Below are 18,135 nucleotides of genomic sequence, written 5' to 3' on the forward strand. Positions count from 1 at the left end.
TAATTTTGAAATATCATTTATGCCGTTTTAAATTGAGACTCACCCGAGTCAGTGAGACGAACGCTTCGCTTTGCGCGCCCCCGCGCCGGGCTTGCCTTTGCCCTTGGCCGGGGCGGGCTTCTGGCTGGCCTGGTCCAGCCACAGCAAGGCGTCCACATGCGTCACGAAGCGCCTCAGGTAGTCGGGCGACAGGCCCCGCATCAGATCGAGCGAGCGCACCAGCAAGGCATGCGAATTGAGCGGGCCGGCGTTCTCAGGCTTGCGCCCCAGGGCTTCGGTGACGCGGGTTTCGGCCCGCAGGCGGGACCAGCCTTCGCGAAAACGGGTCACGCTCTTCATCTCGGGCCGGCCCGCCGGGCTGCGCACGGGGGCGGACACGGCCTCCTCGCCATCGAGCACCGGCGCGGGCGCGCTGGCCTCGCGCAGCAGGCGGTTCAGCTCGGCCAGCATCGCCGCGGCTGCGGGGCGCGCCGGGGCATGGCCGGCGTCGGGCGCGCTTGCCGCCGTCAGGGACGGGGCCCGGGCCTGCTCAAAACGGTCCAGCGCCTGCGCCAGGCGCAGCTGCAGGCGCGACTGCAAGGGCCCATAGTGGCCCGCAGCCTGTTGTGCCAGGCGCTCCAGATAGGCCAGCCCGATCGGGTCGGCCTCGGCCGCGCCGGCCTCGCGCAAGGCCTGCAGACGGGCTTGGGCCTGGGCCAGCTCATCGACGGATGCCGAAGCGGGAACCATGGGCGGCGTCATCGGCAACGTCATGAACGAGGGTCGCGGGTGTCCGCCGCCGGGGCCGACTTGGGCACCGGTGCCATCTCGACGCGCCGGTTCAGCACCCGGCCCGCCTCGCTGGCGTTCGAGGCCACCGGCTGCTCGGCGCCGAAAGCGGCGGCAAAGGTCAGCGATGAGGGCATGCCCTCGTCCACCAGTGCACGGGTGACGGTCAGGGCGCGCTGGGCCGACAGCTCCAGGTTGTCGGCAAAGCGGCGGTTGCCCTCCTGGATCGGGCGGTCGTCGGTGAAGCCGCTGACCATCAGCATCTCATCGCGCTCGGCCAGGTACACCTTGAGCGGCTGCACCAGGCTCTTGAGCAGGGCCCGGCCTTCGGGGCGCAGCTGGTCCGAATTGAACGGAAACAGCACGCTGCCGCTGATACCGATGCGCCCGTTGTTCAGCGTCACCCGCCCCGAGGCCAGGGGGCCGGCCAGGGCTTTTTCGAGCGTCATGCGGCGTTGCTCCTCGGCCTGGCGCTTCTGCACCTCGAGCTGCAGGTGGTCCACCAGGTCCATCTGCACCACCAGCACGCCCAGCAGCACCAGCACAAAAGCCCCGAGCAGGCCCGTCATCAGGTCGCCGAACACGGCCCACACCGGAGCGGTCTGCTCCAGGCCTTCGTCCATCTCCTCGAGGCGGCTCATCAGGCGCTCCCGAGCGCCGCGGCCTGGGCCTGAGCGCCCGCCTGCAGGCGCCGCAGGTCATCGACGATGCCGCGCTGCGCGCTGATGCTCAGATCGATCACCTCGCGCGCCTGGGCCACGTAGTAGGCCAGTTGCTCGTCGCTGCGCGCCATCGACTGGGTGATGGCGCTCTCGACCCGTTGCAGGCCTTCGGCCAGCTTCTCGTTGCTGCTGCTGAACAACTGCACCCCCTGGTGGAAGGCCTCGCCCAGGCTGGACAGCTCGATCGCCCCGCCGCGCAGGTGCACGGCCAGGTCTTCGGCCCGCAGGGCATGGCTGCTCAGGGTCTCGGTGAACTGCTGGCCGGCCTGGCCCAGCGTGCCCAGGGCCTGGCCCAGCAGGGCCTGCACGCTGTCGCGCTGCTCGGCCGAGGCCTGCTCCAGGCTCAGCAGCAGCTGGTTCAGGCGCTCCATCAGGCTGCTGCGCTCCTGCAGGGCCTGTTGATCGCGCTGGTCCAGGGCGCCCATCTGCTCGCGCACCTGGGCCAGCAGCGCGGTGGCGGCCTGCGGCACCTCGGCGGCGCTTTGCATCAGGCGCGCCATCGGGGCCTCCAGGGTCTGGCCCAGGGTGGCCAGCTGGCTGGCCAGGGCCGCCTGCAGATCGCCCAGGCGCTGCACTGCGGCGTCGCCGCGGCGCGCTTCGTCGTCGCGCAGGGCGCCCAGCTCCTGGCGCCACAGCGCCGCCAGTTGGTCCATGCGTTCGCCCTGCTGCTGCAGCCAGCGCTCTTCAGCGGCGCTGCGGGCCAGGCTCAATTCGTCCTGGCGGGCCACCAGGGCCGCCATGTCGGCCAGGGTGCGGCGTGCCTGCTCAGCACTGCGCTCGCCCAGCTCGCCCGCGGTCTTCTCCAGGGTCTGGCACAGCTGCTGCTGGCCGGCCAAGGCCTGCTCGCCCACGCGCTGCCACTCGGCCTGCAAGGTACCGGCCATGCTGCCCAGGGCCTGCGACCAGGCGGCCAGGCGCTGCCGGTCGGCCGCCTCCTGCTCGGCCTGGGAGCGGATCTCGGCCTCGGAGCGGGCCTGGGCCAGCGCATCGAGCCGGCTCAGCAGGCGGCTGGTCTCGGCCAGGGTCTGGCGGGCTTGCTCGGCACTGCGTTCGGCGATGGTGGCCGCCGTCTTTTCCAGGGTCTGGCTCAGGGCCTGTTGTTGCGCCAGGGCCTGTTCGCCCACACGCTGCCACTCGCCTTGCAGGCTTTGCGCCACCGAGCCCAGGGCCTGGCCCCAGGCCTCCAGCCGCTGCCGGTCGGCCGCCACCTGCTCGGCCTGGGCCTGCGCTTCGGCATCGAGGCGCGACTGGGCCAGCTGTTCAAAACGGGCCACCAATTGCTCCAGGTCGGCCCGGGTGCGGGCGGACTGCTCGGCACTGCGCTCGCCGATGGCGGCCGCCGTCTGCTCCAGCGTGTGGCTCAAGGCTTGTTGCTGCGCCAGGGCCTGTTCGCCCACACGCTGCCACTCGCCCTGCAGGCTTTGCGCCACCGAGCCCAGGGCCTGGCCCCAGGCCTCCAGCCGCTGCCGGTCGGCCGCCACCTGCTCGGCCTGCGCCTGGGCCTCGGCATCGAGCCGGGCCTGGGCCAGCTGTTCGAAGCGGGCCACCACCTGGTCCAGATCGCTGCGGATGCGGCCGGCCTGCTCGGCATGGCGCTCATCCAGGCGGATGGCGGTGGTCTCGAGGGTGCTGCAGACCGCTTGCTGCTGGGCCAGTTGCTGGGCCCCCAGTTGCCGCCACTCGGCCTGCAAGGCCTGGGTCATGCCGTCCAGGCCCTGGGCCCAGGCCTGCAGACGCTGCTGATCGGCCTGGGCCTGTTCGCCGCGCGACTGGCGCAGGGCCTCGTGCACGCCGTCGACCAGGCTCAGCGAGCGCTGCTCGAAGCCGGCCGTGAAGGCGTTCAGGCTCTGGTCCAGCCCCTGCATCAATTGGGCGCCGGTCTGGGCCTGCTGCTGCAAGGCCTGCTGCCAGTGGGCCGCCACCTGGCCCACGGTGGCACTGAACTGCGCCGACAGGCCCTCGGCCTGCTGCTGCGCCACCTCGCCCAGGCGCTGGTGCAGTTGCCCGGCCTGCTGCGCGATGTCGGCCATGGCGGCCTGCACCACGGGCTGGATGCTTTCGCCCGCCGCCCGGGCGCCGGCGCTCAGGCTGTCCTGCAGCGAGCGGCCCACGGCCTGGGCCAGATCGGTGTAGGCCGTGCCGGCCTGGCGGTGGAACTGCTCCTGGCGGGCCAGCAGTTGCTCATTCAGGCGCTCGCTGCGCTGCTCCAGCTGCTCCATCAAGGCCTCCAGGCGCTCGGCCACCACCGGCAGGGCCTGGGATTGGCCTTGCAGCGCCTTGTAGGTCTGCTCGCGCTGGTGGCCCAGCGAGAAGGGGCGCAGCACATCGGCCACGCGGCTGTCCAGCAGGCGCGACACCTGCAGGCGCTCGCGCCGGCTCAGTGCCGACAGCAGGCCCAGCATGGCCGAGGCTGCCACACCGGCCACCGAGGTGCCAAACGACAGGCCCAGGCCCTTGATGGGCGCGGCCAGGGCGCTGCGGATGGCCTGCAGATCGGTCGAGCCCTCCAGCGCGAACACGGCCCCCTTGAAGGTGATCACCATGCCCAAGAAGGTGCCCAGCATGCCCAGCATCACCAGCAAACCCACCAGGTAGGGCGTGAGGGCCAGGCCCGGCAAAGCGGCGCGTTCGCCCTCCACCCGCAGGCGCACGGCATGGCGCAGCGCCAGCGGCACCTGCTGCAGCCAGCCGGCCAGCTCGGCCGGGGCCTGGGTCAGGCCCTCCAACGCCTCTTGCAAGGCCTGCGTGGCAGCCCTGAAGCGGCGGACCTCCAAGGCCCCCAACAGGTACACCGCGGCGATCACGCCGGTCATCGACAAAGCCACCCAGCTCGACCCGACAAAACCCCAGGCCACCCAGCCCACGCTCAACAGCCCCGTGACAAAGGCCAACGCAAAAACAAACCTGTTCATTGAATTCTTTTCTCGATTTCGTTGCCGAAAGCTTCCATCAAGCCCACCACCGGCTGCAGCCGGACCTCCAACTCGGCCACCAGGGCCTCCTGCCACTCGCGGCTGAAGCCGTGCAGCCAGCCGCCCGGCCGCCATTCAGCGCCCGGCGCAGTGGCCGCATCCGGCGGCTGCGCTGCCCGGCTGGCCTCATGGGCCTGGCGCAACTGGTCGAAGCGGCGCTCCAGCAGTGGGCTCACCCGACCCAGCAGTTGCTGCCGCCGGGCGTCAATCATCTTGTCCATCGCAGCGTCCAGCGCAGCCAGCTGCTGCAGCCGCGGCGTGGAGGCGCTCAGCACCTGGCGCACATGGGCCCGCAGGGAGGCGATTTTCGTCTCCATCTGGCGCTGTTGATCGAGGTAACGCTGCTGAAATGCGGCATAAGTCCCCTCCCCGCCCGGCAAGTCGGTCTGGTCAACGTACTTGCTCATGCCCGCCGGCAGGCGCATGCCCGGCAGCGAGGCGGGCCCCTGGCCGGCCGCCGCCGACGCCACGGCCGCTGCATTCACATCGGCCAGCCCCCGCATCAGGCTGCCACGCACCCGCTCCAGCAGCTTCTTCAGGGCGGCCAGCTGGGCTTCGGTGGGCGGGGTCGCGGGGGCACCGGTCCCGTCGGCCAGGGCCTGGAGCTGCTGCTGCACACCGCGCAGGGTGATGGCGTCGAACGCGCTGAGCCACTGGCTCAGGCGCTCGGCAAAATCGCGCTCTGCCCCCCCGGAAACAGGCCCTGGCACGCCGGCACGCTCGGCCAGCAGGCGGACCAGCGCAGAGCTGGTGAAATTCGTTTGCAACTGAAAAAGTCTCGTCTTCTTGTGTGGCCTGCACCCGGCAAGCCCCTTGGGGACGCAGGCCGAACCGGGCCCTTGCCCTGCCCCGCACCCGGGCGGCAAAAAGGTGAGATTGTCTTACAGACTGCGCCCCTGCCCGCCAAGCCGGGTTCGGGCAGGCGCGAGCCCGGCTCAGACAGCGGCCAGACGGAAGCGGTCCACCGCCTCGGCCAGGTGGTGGGCCTCGTGCTGCAAGGCCTGGGCGGCGGCCGTGCTGTCCTGCACGCGGCGGGTGTTTTCACGGGTCACCTCGTCGAGTTGGCCGATGGCCCCATTGACGCTCTCGATGCCCTGGCTTTGCGAGGCGGTGGAATCGCTGATCTGCCGGATCGCCTCGGACACCTGGGCCACGCCGGCCACGATCTCGCGCATGGTCTGGCCGGCATCGGTCACCAGGCGCGAGCCGGCCTCCACCCGTTCCACACTGCCGCCGATCAGGCTCTTGATCTCGCGCGCGGCGGCGGCCGAGCGCTGGGCCAGGGTGCGCACCTCGCCCGCCACCACGGCAAAACCGCGCCCGTCCTCGCCCGCACGGGCCGCTTCGACGGCGGCATTGAGGGCCAGGATGTTGGTCTGGAAGGCGATCCCGTCGATCACACCCACGATGTCGGTGATGCGGCGGCTGGCCTGCGAGATCTGGTCCATGGTGCTGACCACCTCGCCCACCACCGCACCGCCCCGGTTGGCCACCTCGGAGGTCTGCTCGGCCAGGTGGCGCGCCGTGACGGCGGCATTGGCGGCCTGCTGCATGCCCTGGTGGATCTCGTACATCGCATCGGCCGTGGTCTTGAGCTCATCGGCCGCTTGCTCGCTGCGCTGGTGCAGGTCCTGGTTGCCGCTGGCGATCTCGCGGGTGGCGGTGGCCATCTGGCCCACTGAATGCTGGATGTCGCGCAAGGTGCCGCCCAGGCCCTGGCGCATGCGCTCCAGCGCACGAACCAGGTCACCCAGCTCGTCTCGCCGCTGCGATTGCACCGCCTGGCCGAGGTCGCCCGAGGCAATGGCCTCGGCGGTGCGCAAGCCGGCCTCGATGTCGCGCGCGATCTGGCGGCTGATGCGCAGGCTCAAGCCCAGGCCCAGGGCCACCGCCACGGCAGCACCGGCCAGGGCCAGCCAGAGCACGTTGCGGCGTTGGGTTTCATAGGCCTTGGCCTGATCGGCCGTGGCCTGGGCCACCTGGGCGCTGTAGCCCTGCAGCGATTTCAGTTGCGCTTCGACCAGGGGTTTGAGCTCGCGGTTCACGCCCAGCACCGCCCGGGCCAGCTCGCCCGCGGCCTTGGTCTGCTGCAGCCGCGCAATGGCGGCCGCCACCTGGGCGCCCTGCTGTTGGACCTGGTCCATGGCCTGTTTTTCGGCCTCACTGGCCTGGGCCCGGCCCAACTGGGCGCTGAGTTCGGCGATGGCCGCCGCACCCGCCTGCACCCGTTGGTCGAGCACGCCTTGCGACACCGGGTTGGTGTTCATCACGGCCGACAGGGCCGCATCGTTGGTGATGCGGATCTCGGCCTGCCAGCGCAGCACCAGCTGGTGGCGCTCGGCCAGGGCCTGCTGGGCCTGCAGGGCTTCGCCATCGATCCAGGTCACAGCGGCCAGGGCCAGGCCGCCCACGGTCATGCAGCCCAGGACCAGGGCGCCCATGAGGGCAGACAAGGTATGACCGAGCTTGCGGCTCGAAGAGGCGGAGGCGGAGTGGTTCATGAGGTTCGTGCAGAGCGTGATCTGAGCAAGGACGAGGTCGAGACACCTTCACCGACCCTGCGCATACTAGTTTCTGAATGTAACCAAATTGCGCAAACCGCCGCCGCACCGACCACAGCCGGCTTGACGAAGATCAAAAAGCAGCCACTCCGCCCCGACAGAGGGCCCGCAGCCGCCCGGGAGCCGGCGTGGCACCTCAAGCTGCGGCCGCTTTGGCGTGGCGTTGGCTGTTGCAATGCCCATGGCTGATGGCCAGGTTCTCCAGGTGGCTGTTGCCGCCTTCGCTCAGGGGCTGGATGTGCTCCAGCGTGGCCTGCTCATGGGGCACATGCTGGCCGCACACCCAGCACGGCACCTGGCCGTGCAGCTGGCGGGCCACAGTCTTGTAGATTTTTTCGCGGGTCAGGCCCAGTTTGCTCATGTCAGATTCCGTCGAGGCGCCGGCACCTGCCGGGCCCGGGGATCATACGAAAAGCCAGGCGGCTCCAGCCGCTGCGCCGGCCCTCAGCTTTCGTCGCGCAACCACACCACGCCGCCCGAATGGGTGACCGCCCCTTGGTGGGCCGGGCGCACGGTGGCGGCGTATTTCTCCAGCACGCCGCCCAGCGGCGGGCGCGGGTGGCGGGCGGCGGCGGCCGCGCGATGGGCCAGTTCGGCCTCGCTGAGGTCCACGCTGATGCTGCGCGCCTCGGGCCGGGCGTCGATGCGCACGATGTCGCCGTCCTGCAGCAGCCCGATCGGGCCCCCGGCCACGGCCTCGGGCCCGGCGTAGCCGATGCACAGGCCTCGTGTGGCCCCCGAAAAGCGCCCATCGGTCAGCAAAGCCACCTTGTCGCCCACGCCCTGGCCGTACAGCAGCGCGGTGATGCCCAGCATCTCGCGCATGCCGGGGCTGCCCTGCGGGCCTTCATTGCGGATCACGATCACGTCGCCCACCTGGTAGCGCAGGGCCTGCACCGCGGCCTGGGCCTCTTCCTCGCTCTCGAACACCCGCGCGGGGCCGGTGTGCACCAGGGTCTTGAGGCCTGCGGTTTTGAGCAAGGCCCCGTCGGGGCACAGATTGCCCTTGAGCACGGCCACACCGCCATCGCGGCTCAGGGCCTGGTCGATGGGCCGCACCACGCGCCCATCGGGTGCGCCGGCCGTGGCCAGTTCTTCGGCCAGGGTGCGCCCGGTGTAGGTCAGGGCCTGACCATGCAGGTAGCCGCCCGCCAGCAGCTCACGCAGGATCACCGCGGCGCCGCCGATGTAGTGCACATCGCGCGCCAGGTAGCGCCCGCCGGGGCGCAGGTCGGCGATCAGCGGGGTGCGGGCAAAGACCTCGGCCACGTCGTCCAGATGGAAGCGGATGCCGGCCTCGTGCGCGATGGCCGGGATGTGCAGGGCCGCATTGGTCGAGCCCCCGGTGGCCGAGACCACGGCACAGGCGTTCTCCAGCGCCTGGCGCGTGATCACCTCGCGCGGCAGCGGCCCGCCGCCAGTGAGCGAGGCCTGCACCGCCGCCATCAGCTGGCGCGCGGTGCGCCGCATCAGCGGTGCGCGCTCGCTGAACACCGCGGGCAGCATGCTGGAGCCGATGGGGGCCAGGCCCAGGGCCTCGCTGACCATGCCCATGGTGTTGGCCGTGAACTGACCGGCACAAGCCCCCGCCGTGGGCAGGCAGGCGTGGCTGACCTGGGCCAGTTCTTCGGTGCTGGCCGATGGTCTCGTAGGTGTCGACCACGTTCAGGTCGCGGCCGTCGGGCCCGGGCATCTGCCCCGGCAGGGCCGAGCCGCCATGCACGAACACGCCGGGCACGTTGCAGCGCACGATGCCCGTCATCAGCCCCGGCAGGTTCTTGTCGCAGGCCCCGATGGCAAAGATGCCGTCCCACTGGTGGCCGCGCACCGAGGCCTCGACGCTGTCGGCGATCAGTTCGCGCGAGACCAGCGAGAAGCGCATGCCCGAGTGGGCCATGGTGAGCCCGTCGCTCACCGACACCACGGGGCACTCGTGGGGCGTGCCGCCGGCGGCATAGATGCCGGTCTTGGCGTGCTGGGCCTGCTCGCGCAGGTTGAGGTTGCAGGGGCTCATCTCGCCGCCGGTGTGGAACACACCGATGTGGGGCCGGGCGATGTCCTCATCGTCCTGCCCCAGGGCGTACAGAAAGCTGCGCGTGGTGGCGCGGATGGTGCCTTCGACCAGAGTGGCCGAACGGTAGCGGGGCGGCTTGGCCGCAGAGTGGTCGTCGCTCATGGGGTGCAGGTCTCCTGGCCCCGTTCTGGGGGCGGCGCCCTGCGGGGTGGCTGGCACTTTAGCACCGGACCGCCCGGGCTGCAGGGCGACCAGGCGCAGCCCTCTCGCCGCGCTGCGCTCAGGCCGCGCGGCGCCGGTCCGCGTGCGGCGCGGCCTGGATCAGGCTGCGCGTGTAGGGGTGCTGCGGGTGTTCCCAGATCTCGCGGTGGTGGCCGGCCTCGACGATGCGGCCCTGGTTCATCACCATCACCCGGTCGGCGATGTGGCGCACCACCGACAGGTCGTGCGAGATGAACAGGTAGGACAGGCCGAAGTCCTGCTTCAGTTCCACCAGCAGGTTCAGGATCTGCGCCTGGATGGACACATCCAGCGCCGACACCGGCTCGTCCAGCACCACCAGGGCGGGCCGCACCACCAGGGCCCGGGCGATGCCGATGCGCTGGCGCTGGCCGCCCGAAAACTCATTGGGGTAGCGGCTGGCCGCCGAGGCCGGCAGGCCCACACGCTCCAGGATCTCGCCGATGCGGCGGCGGCGCTCATCGCGCGAGGCCACGTCGTGCACCTTGAGCACGGTGTCCAGGATGTCCTGCACGCTGCGCCGTGGGTTGAGCGAGGCATACGGGTCCTGGAACACCATCTGGATGCGGCGCCGCCAGGGCTTGAGGGCGCGCTCGGGCAGGCGGGCGATGTCGGTGCCGTCGAGCACGATGCGACCCTCGGCCGGATCGACCAGGCGCAGCAGGGTTTTGGACAAGGTGGACTTGCCGCAGCCCGATTCGCCCACCAGGCCCAGGGTCTCACCGGCGCGCAACTCGAAGGACACGCCATCCACCGCGTTCACCAGGGCGCCATCGCGCCCCTTGTAGGCGGTGCGCAGCGCCTGCACCTGCAGCAGCGGCTGGCCGGTGGGCAGCACCACGGGCTGCGGGGCCCGGGGCGCGGGCTGCACCAGCTCGAAACGGCGCTGGCCCGTGACGGGGTCGAGCGCGGTGTTGATCTCGGGCAGGCGGCGCTCGCTGCTGTGGGGCACCTGGCCGGCATGCAGCGAGGCCCCCAACAGGCCCCGGGTGTAGGCGTGGCCGGGTTGGGCAAACAGGGTGGCGGTGTCGGCCTCTTCGACCTTTTCGCCGCCGAACATCACGGCCACGCGATCGGCCCATTGCGAGACCACCCCCAGGTCGTGGGTGATCAGCAGCAGGGCCATGTCCAGCTCGCGGCGCAGGCCGTCCAGCAACTCCAGGATCTGGGCCTGGATGGTGACGTCGAGCGCGGTGGTGGGTTCGTCGGCCACCAGGAGGCGCGGGCGGCAGGCCACGGCCATGGCGATCATCACGCGCTGGCGCTGCCCGCCCGAGAGCTTGTGCGGGTGGTCGTCGATGCGGCGCTGCGGCTCGGGGATGCGCACCAAGTCCAGCAGCTCGATGGCACGGCGGCGTGCGGCCAGGGCCGACAGGCCCTCATGCAGGCGCAAGGTCTCGGCAATCTGGGCCCCTATGGTGTGCACCGGGTTGAGCGAGGTCATGGGCTCCTGGAAGATCATCGAGATCTCGCGCCCACGCAGGGCCCGCAACTCGGGCGGGCGCAGTTGCAGGATGTCGCGCCCCTCGAACAGCAGCCGCCCCGTCACCTCGGCCCCGGGGGCCAACAGGCGCAGCAGCGACAAGGCCGTGGTCGACTTGCCGCAACCCGATTCGCCCACCAGGGCCAGGGTTTCGCCGCGCTGCAGGCTGAGGTTCAGGTGGCTGACCGCACTGACCCGGCCCTGCGAGCCGCGAAACGCGATGCTCAGGTCCTGGATGTCGAGCAAGGGGGGCTCGGGCTGGGTGGCCCGCTGGGATGGAATGGAAGTGGTCATGGTCAACAAAGGGGTGGGGGTCGGGCTCAGCGTCAGGCTCAGCGGCCGCGCAGGCGCGGGTTGAAGGCGTCGTTCAGGCCGTCGCCCAGCAGGTTCAGCGCCAGCACGGTCAGCACGATGGCGGCGCCCGGCAAGGCGGTCAGGAACCAGGCGGTGCGCAGCAGTTCGCGCCCCTCGCCGATCATGCTGCCCCACGACACGGCATTCGGGTCGCCCATGCCCAGGAAGGACAGCGCCGACTCGATCAGGATGGCACTGGCCACCAGCACCGAGGTGGTGACGATCACCGGCGGCAGCGCATTGGGCAGCATCTCCTGCGCCATGATGCGCAGGTGGCTGAAGCCCTGGCTGCGCGCGGCCAGCACGAATTCGGCCTCGCGCAGGGTGCGGAACTCGGCCCGCACCAGGCGCGCGATCACAGGCCACGAGGCCAGCCCGATGGCCAGCACGATCACGCCCACCGAGGGACGGCCGATGGCCACCACCACGATCACCAACAAAAAGGTGGGCACGGTCTGCACCAGTTCGGTCAGGCGCACCAGCACATCATCGACCACGCCGCCCAGGTAGCCAGCGGTGGCGCCCACCACAATGCCGATGGCCAGGCTGAGCACGGCCGCCACCACGCCCACGGCCAGCGACACGCGGGCGCCGTGCGCGATGCCGGCCAGCACGTCGCGGCCCAGCGAGTCGCTGCCCAGGGGGTAGGCCGCGTCCTGCCCCGGCCACAGCAGGGGCTGGGCCACCATGTCGAGCGGGTCGCCCGGGAACAGCCAGGGCGCCAGCAGGGCCAGGGCCGTCATGCCCAGCAGGATGAACGCGCCCAGCACGGCGGCCGGGTTGCGCAGCAGCGCCTTCAGCGCCACGAAGCGACGCGGGCCGGGCTCTGGCGCGGCCTGGGCGGGCGCAGACGCGGCTTCAAGGGCGAGGTCAGCCGCATGGGCAGCATCAGCCACGTGAGCCGTCACGCCGGTGCTGACAGAAAGAGGAACAGAAGACACGGTGGGGGTTCTCCGGAATGAAGTTCAGGACCTGAGCAGGCAGGCGGGGATCAGCGCACGCGGATGCGCGGGTCCAGCGCCGCGTGCAGCAGATCCACCAGCAGGTTGGCCAGGATCACCAGCAGCGACGACATCAGCAAGATGCCCAGCAGCACGGTGTAGTCGCGTGCCATCACCGACTCGAAGGCCAGCCGCCCCAGGCCGGGCCAGCTGAACACGGTCTCGACCACCACGGCGCCGCCCAGCAAGGTGCCGAAATGCATGCCGGCCACGGTGGTGACGGGGATCAATGCGTTGCGCAGCACATGGCGCAGCGTGACCGCCAGCGGGTGCAGGCCCTTGGCGATGGCGGTGCGCACAAAGTCCTGCTGGCTGACCTCGAGCATGGCGGCCCGGGTCAGGCGCGAGAAGATCGCCACATAGAAGCCCGCCATGGCCAGCGCCGGCAGCACCAGGTGGCGCAAGGTGTCGAGCACGCGGTCCAGCCCGCTCAGGCCGGCACCGATGCTGCCGCTGCCCCCGGTGGGCAGCCAGCCCAGCTTGACCGAGAACAGCACGATGGCCATCAGCCCCAGCCAGAAGCCGGGGGTGGAGTACAGCAGCAGGGCCAGCACCGACAGCACCCGGTCGGGCCAGCGCCCGACGCGGCTGGCCATCACGGTGCCCAGCGCGATCCCCAGTGCCAAGGCCAGGCTGAGTGCGGCCAGCATCAGCAGCAAGGTGTTGCCCAGGCGCGCGCCGATCAGCTCGGTCACCGGCAGGTTGTAGCGCGGCGAGGTGCCCAGGCTGAAGTGGGCCAGGTGGCTGAGGTAGTTGGCCAACTGGTGCAGCACCGGCAGGTCGAGCCCGAAATGGCGGCGCAGCTGCTCCATGGTCTCGGCCGTGGCCGAGCCCGATTCGGCAGCCACCACATCGGCGGCATCGCCCGGCACCAGCTGCATCAGAAAGAAGTTCAGCACCACCACGCCCAGCACGGTCGGAATGGCCTGCCAGGCCGTGCGTCTCAGGGAGCGCGCGAGCTCGCGCCAACGCTCGTTCGACACGCTCATGGCGCGGTCTCCGGGTGGGGGGCTTGAAAGGCTTGGGGCAACATGCGGCAGCTCTCGAAAGGTCAGAAAGCTGGCGATGCTAGTCAGCCCCACCGGGCCGGACAACGAACAAATCGTTCTATGCATGCACGTTTTCCGGCAGGCCCGAGGGGTGGCGCCGCTGCACCGGAAAAGTACTTAGCAAGCGCCGAAAGATTCGTTGTCAGGCGCCCCGGCGGCAGCGGACCATTCGCCGGTCCAAGACTTTTGCACCGAGAGAACACGCGCATGTCCGCACGCAAGCAAACCAACACGCCCCTCCTTCAAACCGCCCTGAACGGCATCGCCCTCCAGCGCCGCCTGCTGTTGGCCCTGTCCACCGCCGGCCTGCTGACCCTGGGCGGCCCGGCGGCCCTGGCCCAGGCCAAGGCGGGCGGCACCCTGAACTGGGCCGTGAACCCGGTGCCCTCCTCCATCGTGCCGCTGACCACCACGGCCGGCGGCAACACCGAGATCGGCCCCAAGATCGTGGAAGGCCTGCTGACCTACGACGAAGAGCTGCGCCCCAAGCCCCTGCTGGCCACGGCCTGGACCGTCAGCAAGGACGGCCTGCAGTACAAGTTCGAGCTGCGCCGCGGCGTGAAGTGGCATGACGGCAAGGATTTCAGCTCGGCCGACGTGGCCTTCTCGATCAACACCCTGAAGCAGGTGCACCCGCGCGGCCGGGCCACCTTTGCCAACGTGACCGAGGTGCGCACCCCGGACGCCCACACCGCCGTGATCGTGCTGAGCAAGCCCTCGCCCTTCCTGCTGACCGCCCTGGCTGCGGCCGAGTCGCCCATCGTGCCCAAGCACCTGTACGAGGGCAGCGACGTGGCCGCCAGCAAGTACAACAGCGCGCCCGTGGGCACCGGCCCCTTCGTGTTCAAGGAATGGGTGCAGGGCAGCCACATCATCCTGGAGCGCAACCCCAACTACTGGGACAAGCCCAAGCCCTACCTCGACCGCGTGGTGGTGCGCTTCGTCACCGACTCGGCGGCCCGCGCCGCCGCGCTGGAATCCGGCAGCCTGGACCTGGGCGCCGGTGGTGGCGGCATTCCGATCACCGATGTGGAGCGCTTCAAGAAGCTGCCCAATGTGAATGTCGAATCGCGCAACTGGGCCTATGTGGGCGACCACCAGCAGATCTACTTCAACCTGGACACCCCGGCGCTCCAGAAGATCGAGGTGCGCCGCGCCCTGGCGCAGTCCATCGACCTGAATGCCTTCAACCGCACGGTGTGGCTGGGCCTGGGCAAGCTGTCGGCCTCGCCCATCGGCACCCTGCAAAGCCGCTACCACGACAAGAGCATCCAGCCCTACCCCTTCAACCCCAAGCAGGCCGAGGCCGACCTGGACGCCGCCGGCTACAAGCGCGATGCCCAGGGCACCCGCCTGAAGCTGCGCCTGCTGTTCAACCCCTTTGTGGACCGCCGAGCAGTCGACTTTGTGCGCCAATCGCTGGGCCGCATCGGCGTGGACGCCAACATCGAGGCCTACGACTTTGCCACCTACGTGACCAAGGCCTACACCGAGCGCGCCTTTGACATCACCTTCGAATCGCTGACCAACATCTTCGACCCCTCGGTGGGCGTGCAGCGCATCTTCTGGTCGAAGAACTTCAAGGTGGGTCTGCCGTTCTCGAACGCACCGCACTACGTGAACCCCGAGGTGGACCGCCTGCTGGAGGCTGCCGCCGTCGAGGTGGACGAGGCCAAGCGCCGCGACCTGTTTGTGGCCTTCCAGCAGCAGGTGCACAAGGACATCCCCTCGATCGAGGTGGGGGCCAACCCGAACGTGACCGTGAGCAGCAAGCGCGTGCACCAGTACGCGCCCACCGGCGAAGGCATCCGCGGCAGCTTCTCCGAGCTGTACCTGGCACCCTGATGCCCAGGTAGCCACGGCGGCCAAGGGCCGCCCTCTTCCGCTCCAAAAAATCAAGCACCCACACACCACACAGCGGCATCACCCCTTTCCATCATTTTTCAGACACAAGGAAAAAGAGAAAACCATGAGCCTCGACATCTTCTGGTTCCTGCCCACCTCGGGCGACACCCGCTACCTGGGCAAGTCCGACTTCGGCCGCCCCGCCACCAACGCCTACATGCGCCAGATCGCGGTGACGGCCGAGAACCTGGGTTATGACGGCCTGCTGATCCCCACCGGCAGCTCCTGCCTGGACCCCTGGGTCACCGCGTCCAGCCTGGTGGGCGCCACCCAGCGCATCAAGCTGCTGGTGGCATTGCGCACCTCGCTGTCGGGCCCCACCGCCTCGGCCCGCCAGGCGGCGACGCTGGACCAGGCCCTGGGTGGCCGCCTGCTGCTCAACGTGGTGCCCGGCGGCGACGCCACCGAGCTGGCCGCCGACGGCGTGTTCCTGGACCACGACGCCCGCTACGACGCGGCCGACGAGTTCCTGACCGTGTGGAAGCGCCTGCTGCAGGGTGAAACCGTGGACTTCAAGGGCCAGCACCTGCAGGTGCAAGGCGCCAAGAATCACTTCACGCCCGTCAGCCAGCCCTACCCGCCCCTGTACTTCGGGGGCTCATCGCCGGCGGCCCACGAACTGGCGGCCAAGCATGTCGACGCCTACCTGAGCTGGGGCGAGCCGCCGGCCCAGGTGGCCGAAAAGATCGCCGACGTGCGCGCCCGCGCCGCCAAGCATGGCCGCACCGTGCGCTTTGGCGTGCGCCTGCATGTGATCGTGCGCGAAACCCGGGCCGAGGCCTGGGCCGAAGCCGACCGCCTGATCAGCCGCCTGACCGATGCCGACATCACCGCCGCCCAGCAGAACTTCAACCGCATGGACTCGGTCGGCCAACGCCGCATGGCCGAACTGCACGGCGGGCAACGCGACAAGCTCGAAATCAGCCCCGATCTGTGGGCCGGCGTGGGCCTGGTGCGCGGCGGCGCCGGCACCGCCCTGGTGGGCGACCCCGAAACCGTCGCCAAGCGCCTGCAGGAGTACGCCGACCTGGGCGTGGACAGCTTTGTGCTGTCGGGCTACCCCCACCTCGAAGAGGCCATCCGCTTTGCCGAGCTGGTCTTCCCCCTGCTGCCCGGCAAGAAACCGGTCACCCTGCGCGATCAGGTGCTGACGGGTGGGGCGTTTGATGGGCGGGCTGTGGCGGCGTCGTAACAAAGACCTTGAACAGCCGACCCTGGCGCTTCCTCAGATGGAGGCCCAGCGCCTGATCCGCGAGCGCAGCGTGCGCTGCTGCGAGGCGTCCAAGGCCATGGTGCTCACCAGGGCCAGTGCGGCTGGGGCACTGACGTAACAATGGGTCAGCAAGGCGGTGCAAAACACCCTGTCTTTCTCGCGACCGGCGGTGGCTTTGGCAAGAAACAGGTCCAGCACATCGAGGCAATACCCCACCCGGCCATCGGTGTTCGGATTTTGAAGCCGATGGACGCGGCTCATCCAGTCCCGAGGCAGCACCGCTGTTTCTGGCCCCACGGCCTGAGCGTAATAACCAAAATGGTCGTGAAATTGAGAGCCTTCACCGATGGCCCCTTCAATCAGGTCGGCCAGCTCCGGCGCTGCGAGCGGGTAGATATCGGCCTCCATCGAGACGGTGAAGGTCGCTTCAGGGTCCGGTATGGATCCAAGTATCGACTGGCTGCCCAGGATCACGAACTCATACTGGTCTGTGATCTGGGCACTGGCCCGGATGATGTGCTCCAATTCTTCCCGGGTCATGCACTAACCAACGAGGGCCCCGGGTGTGGCGGAGGGCTCCAGGTGACTGCTGAGTTCAACCCCCTCTTTGAGGGATCTCATCTGCTGAAGAACCTGCTGACGACTGGCTTCCGAGAGAATCGTGACGAGTGGCGAGGCCTGCCGGAGCTGCTGGGCGCGGCGATGGCGGCCCAAGACCTTTCGCCAGGCTCCAGCGTCGAGAATCTCCAGCCATTCACGCCAAAGACCTGTGGACCTTGAATCGCCTTGAGACAGCCAACGCTCGACCGTCTGGCGCGCCTGTGCCACCAGAACAGGGTCGGCCTTGGCCTGCCTGACAGCTTCTTCATGCAAGGCCAAGCTTTGGAGATCCTGGAGTTGGTGCCTCGCAGGATCCACAGATACCCGGACCTGCACGGTAGGCGCGGCTCGCCTGGAATGCCCGGCAGCTGACCCCGCTGCGACGGGATGCAACGCATCGCCACATAGCAAAGCCAGTTCACCTGCGACACCCAAAACCGACATGACACGCAAGTAATTGCCGATCGCTGGCCCAGGATCACCGGCTTCAATGGCCCTCAGCGTGTTCCGGGAAAGGCCGGCAAGTGCCGCCATTTCGACGGTTCCCAGCCGCCGCTCCTTGCGCAAACGAGCCAAACGATCCCCCAATTGCAAAAGCAATTGACGCTCAAGAACTGCGGTCAGACAGGCATCGCTCATTTGATCAACATTTAAATCAAATGATTGATTTTTGATCATTTTATTGACCAATTCAAGCATCCGATATGGCTCCGGCTTTCTGCGGCCGCGCATTCTCAAAAGCCTTGCGACAGCTCCCCATACCGCTGCCGAACAAAAAAGCCATTGATCCGGTGCGGTGCCTCCGCCTCGACGCTCAGGTCAAGGGCCTGGATGCCGCGCTCGCAGCGCAGCAGCACGCTGGCCGACGACGGGGTGCTGCCGGGGGCCTGGGCCAGGGGGCGGCAAGGGCCCAGGCGGGTGCGCAGATCGGCCAGCAGGGCCTCCAATGACGAGGCGCTGACCTGTTCGCGGAATACCGGCGCAAAGGGGGCCATCAGCTCGGGTTGGGGCTGGTTGATGCGGCTGACCAGCTCGGTCAACCTCTGCTGCAGGTGGGCCTGCAGGCCTTGGGCCTGGGCGGGTGAAAGGCCGAAACAGCAGGCGGCCAGACCGAGGAAGGGCAAGGGTTTAAACAAACGCATGGGCATCTCCGCCTCTGATGAACGCCAAAGTCTAGCCACAGGGCCCCCAACGTCAGAGGTCACCCATCCAACCCAGGTGACCGCTGCGGGGCCAATGGCCGAGTCGATCCT

14 protein-coding genes and 1 pseudogene are annotated in these 18,135 nt (G+C 69.2%); 2 read left to right on the forward strand and 13 right to left on the reverse strand.

Annotation, left to right across the window (positions count from 1 at the left end; all coding sequences use genetic code 11):
- Positions 1-48 precede the first annotated feature (48 nt).
- From L880_RS0104525 to L880_RS0104570, 10 genes and pseudogenes are all read right to left on the reverse strand, one after another.
- The gene (locus tag L880_RS0104525; protein ID WP_084461018.1) at positions 49-729 is read right to left on the reverse strand and encodes a DUF2894 domain-containing protein; all 681 of its coding nucleotides are present in this window, start codon (positions 727-729) and stop codon (positions 49-51) included.
- A 20-nt stretch (positions 730-749) separates the two neighbouring features.
- Positions 750-1,409, reverse strand: coding sequence for an OmpA family protein (locus tag L880_RS0104530; RefSeq protein WP_027474660.1), 660 nt, complete (start codon positions 1,407-1,409; stop codon positions 750-752).
- Positions 1,409-4,402, reverse strand: a complete 2,994-nt coding sequence (locus tag L880_RS0104535) for a DUF802 domain-containing protein (protein WP_027474661.1) — start codon at positions 4,400-4,402, stop codon at positions 1,409-1,411. The genes L880_RS0104530 and L880_RS0104535 overlap by 1 nt, the downstream gene beginning before the upstream one ends.
- A complete protein-coding gene (locus tag L880_RS34205; protein WP_051443056.1) occupies positions 4,399-5,229 on the reverse strand; it encodes a DUF3348 family protein in 831 nt (276 codons plus the stop codon). The genes L880_RS0104535 and L880_RS34205 overlap by 4 nt, the downstream gene beginning before the upstream one ends.
- A gap of 168 nt (positions 5,230-5,397) precedes the next feature.
- The gene (locus tag L880_RS31615) at positions 5,398-6,963 is read right to left on the reverse strand and encodes a methyl-accepting chemotaxis protein (protein WP_043328532.1); all 1,566 of its coding nucleotides are present in this window, start codon (positions 6,961-6,963) and stop codon (positions 5,398-5,400) included.
- A gap of 196 nt (positions 6,964-7,159) precedes the next feature.
- Entirely contained in the window at positions 7,160-7,384 is a 225-nt protein-coding gene (locus L880_RS31620) for an HNH endonuclease (RefSeq protein WP_043328534.1), read from the reverse strand.
- Positions 7,385-7,467: 83 nt separating this feature from the next.
- Positions 7,468-9,199: pseudogene (locus L880_RS31625) on the reverse strand (dihydroxy-acid dehydratase).
- Positions 9,200-9,317: 118 nt separating this feature from the next.
- Positions 9,318-11,054, reverse strand: a complete 1,737-nt coding sequence (locus L880_RS0104560; RefSeq protein WP_027474662.1) for an ABC transporter ATP-binding protein — start codon at positions 11,052-11,054, stop codon at positions 9,318-9,320.
- 38 nt (positions 11,055-11,092) lie between these two features.
- Positions 11,093-11,920 carry an ABC transporter permease gene (locus L880_RS0104565; protein ID WP_027474663.1) on the reverse strand — a complete coding sequence of 276 codons (828 nt, stop codon included), beginning with the start codon at positions 11,918-11,920 and terminating at the stop codon, positions 11,093-11,095.
- A 185-nt stretch (positions 11,921-12,105) separates the two neighbouring features.
- Positions 12,106-13,104, reverse strand: coding sequence for an ABC transporter permease (locus tag L880_RS0104570; RefSeq protein WP_051443058.1), 999 nt, complete (start codon positions 13,102-13,104; stop codon positions 12,106-12,108).
- 267 nt (positions 13,105-13,371) lie between these two features.
- Between L880_RS0104570 and L880_RS0104575 the strand changes: the two genes are divergently transcribed.
- Both L880_RS0104575 and ssuD read left to right on the forward strand, forming a co-directional pair.
- The gene (locus tag L880_RS0104575) at positions 13,372-15,009 is read left to right on the forward strand and encodes an ABC transporter substrate-binding protein (protein WP_245614937.1); all 1,638 of its coding nucleotides are present in this window, start codon (positions 13,372-13,374) and stop codon (positions 15,007-15,009) included.
- A gap of 124 nt (positions 15,010-15,133) precedes the next feature.
- Positions 15,134-16,261 carry an FMNH2-dependent alkanesulfonate monooxygenase gene (gene ssuD, locus L880_RS0104580; RefSeq protein ID WP_027474666.1) on the forward strand — a complete coding sequence of 376 codons (1,128 nt, stop codon included), beginning with the start codon at positions 15,134-15,136 and terminating at the stop codon, positions 16,259-16,261.
- 33 nt (positions 16,262-16,294) lie between these two features.
- Here ssuD and L880_RS0104585 read toward each other — a convergent pair whose 3' ends face one another.
- The 3 genes from L880_RS0104585 to L880_RS0104595 form a co-directional block, all read right to left on the reverse strand.
- Entirely contained in the window at positions 16,295-16,822 is a 528-nt protein-coding gene (locus L880_RS0104585) for a DUF6036 family nucleotidyltransferase (protein ID WP_027474667.1), read from the reverse strand.
- Positions 16,823-16,825: 3 nt separating this feature from the next.
- The gene (locus L880_RS31630) at positions 16,826-17,521 is read right to left on the reverse strand and encodes a helix-turn-helix transcriptional regulator (RefSeq protein ID WP_051443059.1); all 696 of its coding nucleotides are present in this window, start codon (positions 17,519-17,521) and stop codon (positions 16,826-16,828) included.
- A gap of 95 nt (positions 17,522-17,616) precedes the next feature.
- On the reverse strand, positions 17,617-18,024 hold the full coding sequence (locus L880_RS0104595; protein ID WP_157462579.1) for a hypothetical protein: 408 nt from the start codon (positions 18,022-18,024) through the stop codon (positions 17,617-17,619).
- Positions 18,025-18,135: the final 111 nt, after the last annotated feature.

The sequence above is a fragment of the Curvibacter gracilis ATCC BAA-807 genome, from assembly GCF_000518645.1.
GTDB lineage: Bacteria > Pseudomonadota > Gammaproteobacteria > Burkholderiales > Burkholderiaceae_C > Curvibacter > Curvibacter gracilis.

What these genes read in the sequence shown, in the direction of transcription:
- L880_RS0104525 (WP_084461018.1), bottom strand. Translation starts at nt 729, where the DNA reads ATGGTTCCCGCTTCGGCATCCGTCGATGAGCTGGCCCAGGCCCAAGCC.
- L880_RS0104595 (WP_157462579.1), bottom strand. Translation starts at nt 18,024, where the DNA reads ATGCGTTTGTTTAAACCCTTGCCCTTCCTCGGTCTGGCCGCCTGCTGT.
- L880_RS0104530 (WP_027474660.1), bottom strand. Translation starts at nt 1,409, where the DNA reads ATGAGCCGCCTCGAGGAGATGGACGAAGGCCTGGAGCAGACCGCTCCG.
- L880_RS31630 (WP_051443059.1), bottom strand. Translation starts at nt 17,521, where the DNA reads ATGAGCGATGCCTGTCTGACCGCAGTTCTTGAGCGTCAATTGCTTTTG.
- L880_RS0104575 (WP_245614937.1), top strand. Translation starts at nt 13,372, where the DNA reads ATGTCCGCACGCAAGCAAACCAACACGCCCCTCCTTCAAACCGCCCTG.
- L880_RS0104560 (WP_027474662.1), bottom strand. Translation starts at nt 11,054, where the DNA reads ATGACCACTTCCATTCCATCCCAGCGGGCCACCCAGCCCGAGCCCCCC.
- L880_RS0104570 (WP_051443058.1), bottom strand. Translation starts at nt 13,104, where the DNA reads ATGAGCGTGTCGAACGAGCGTTGGCGCGAGCTCGCGCGCTCCCTGAGA.
- ssuD (WP_027474666.1), top strand. Translation starts at nt 15,134, where the DNA reads ATGAGCCTCGACATCTTCTGGTTCCTGCCCACCTCGGGCGACACCCGC.
- L880_RS31615 (WP_043328532.1), bottom strand. Translation starts at nt 6,963, where the DNA reads ATGAACCACTCCGCCTCCGCCTCTTCGAGCCGCAAGCTCGGTCATACC.
- L880_RS31620 (WP_043328534.1), bottom strand. Translation starts at nt 7,384, where the DNA reads ATGAGCAAACTGGGCCTGACCCGCGAAAAAATCTACAAGACTGTGGCC.
- L880_RS0104585 (WP_027474667.1), bottom strand. Translation starts at nt 16,822, where the DNA reads ATGACCCGGGAAGAATTGGAGCACATCATCCGGGCCAGTGCCCAGATC.
- L880_RS0104535 (WP_027474661.1), bottom strand. Translation starts at nt 4,402, where the DNA reads ATGAACAGGTTTGTTTTTGCGTTGGCCTTTGTCACGGGGCTGTTGAGC.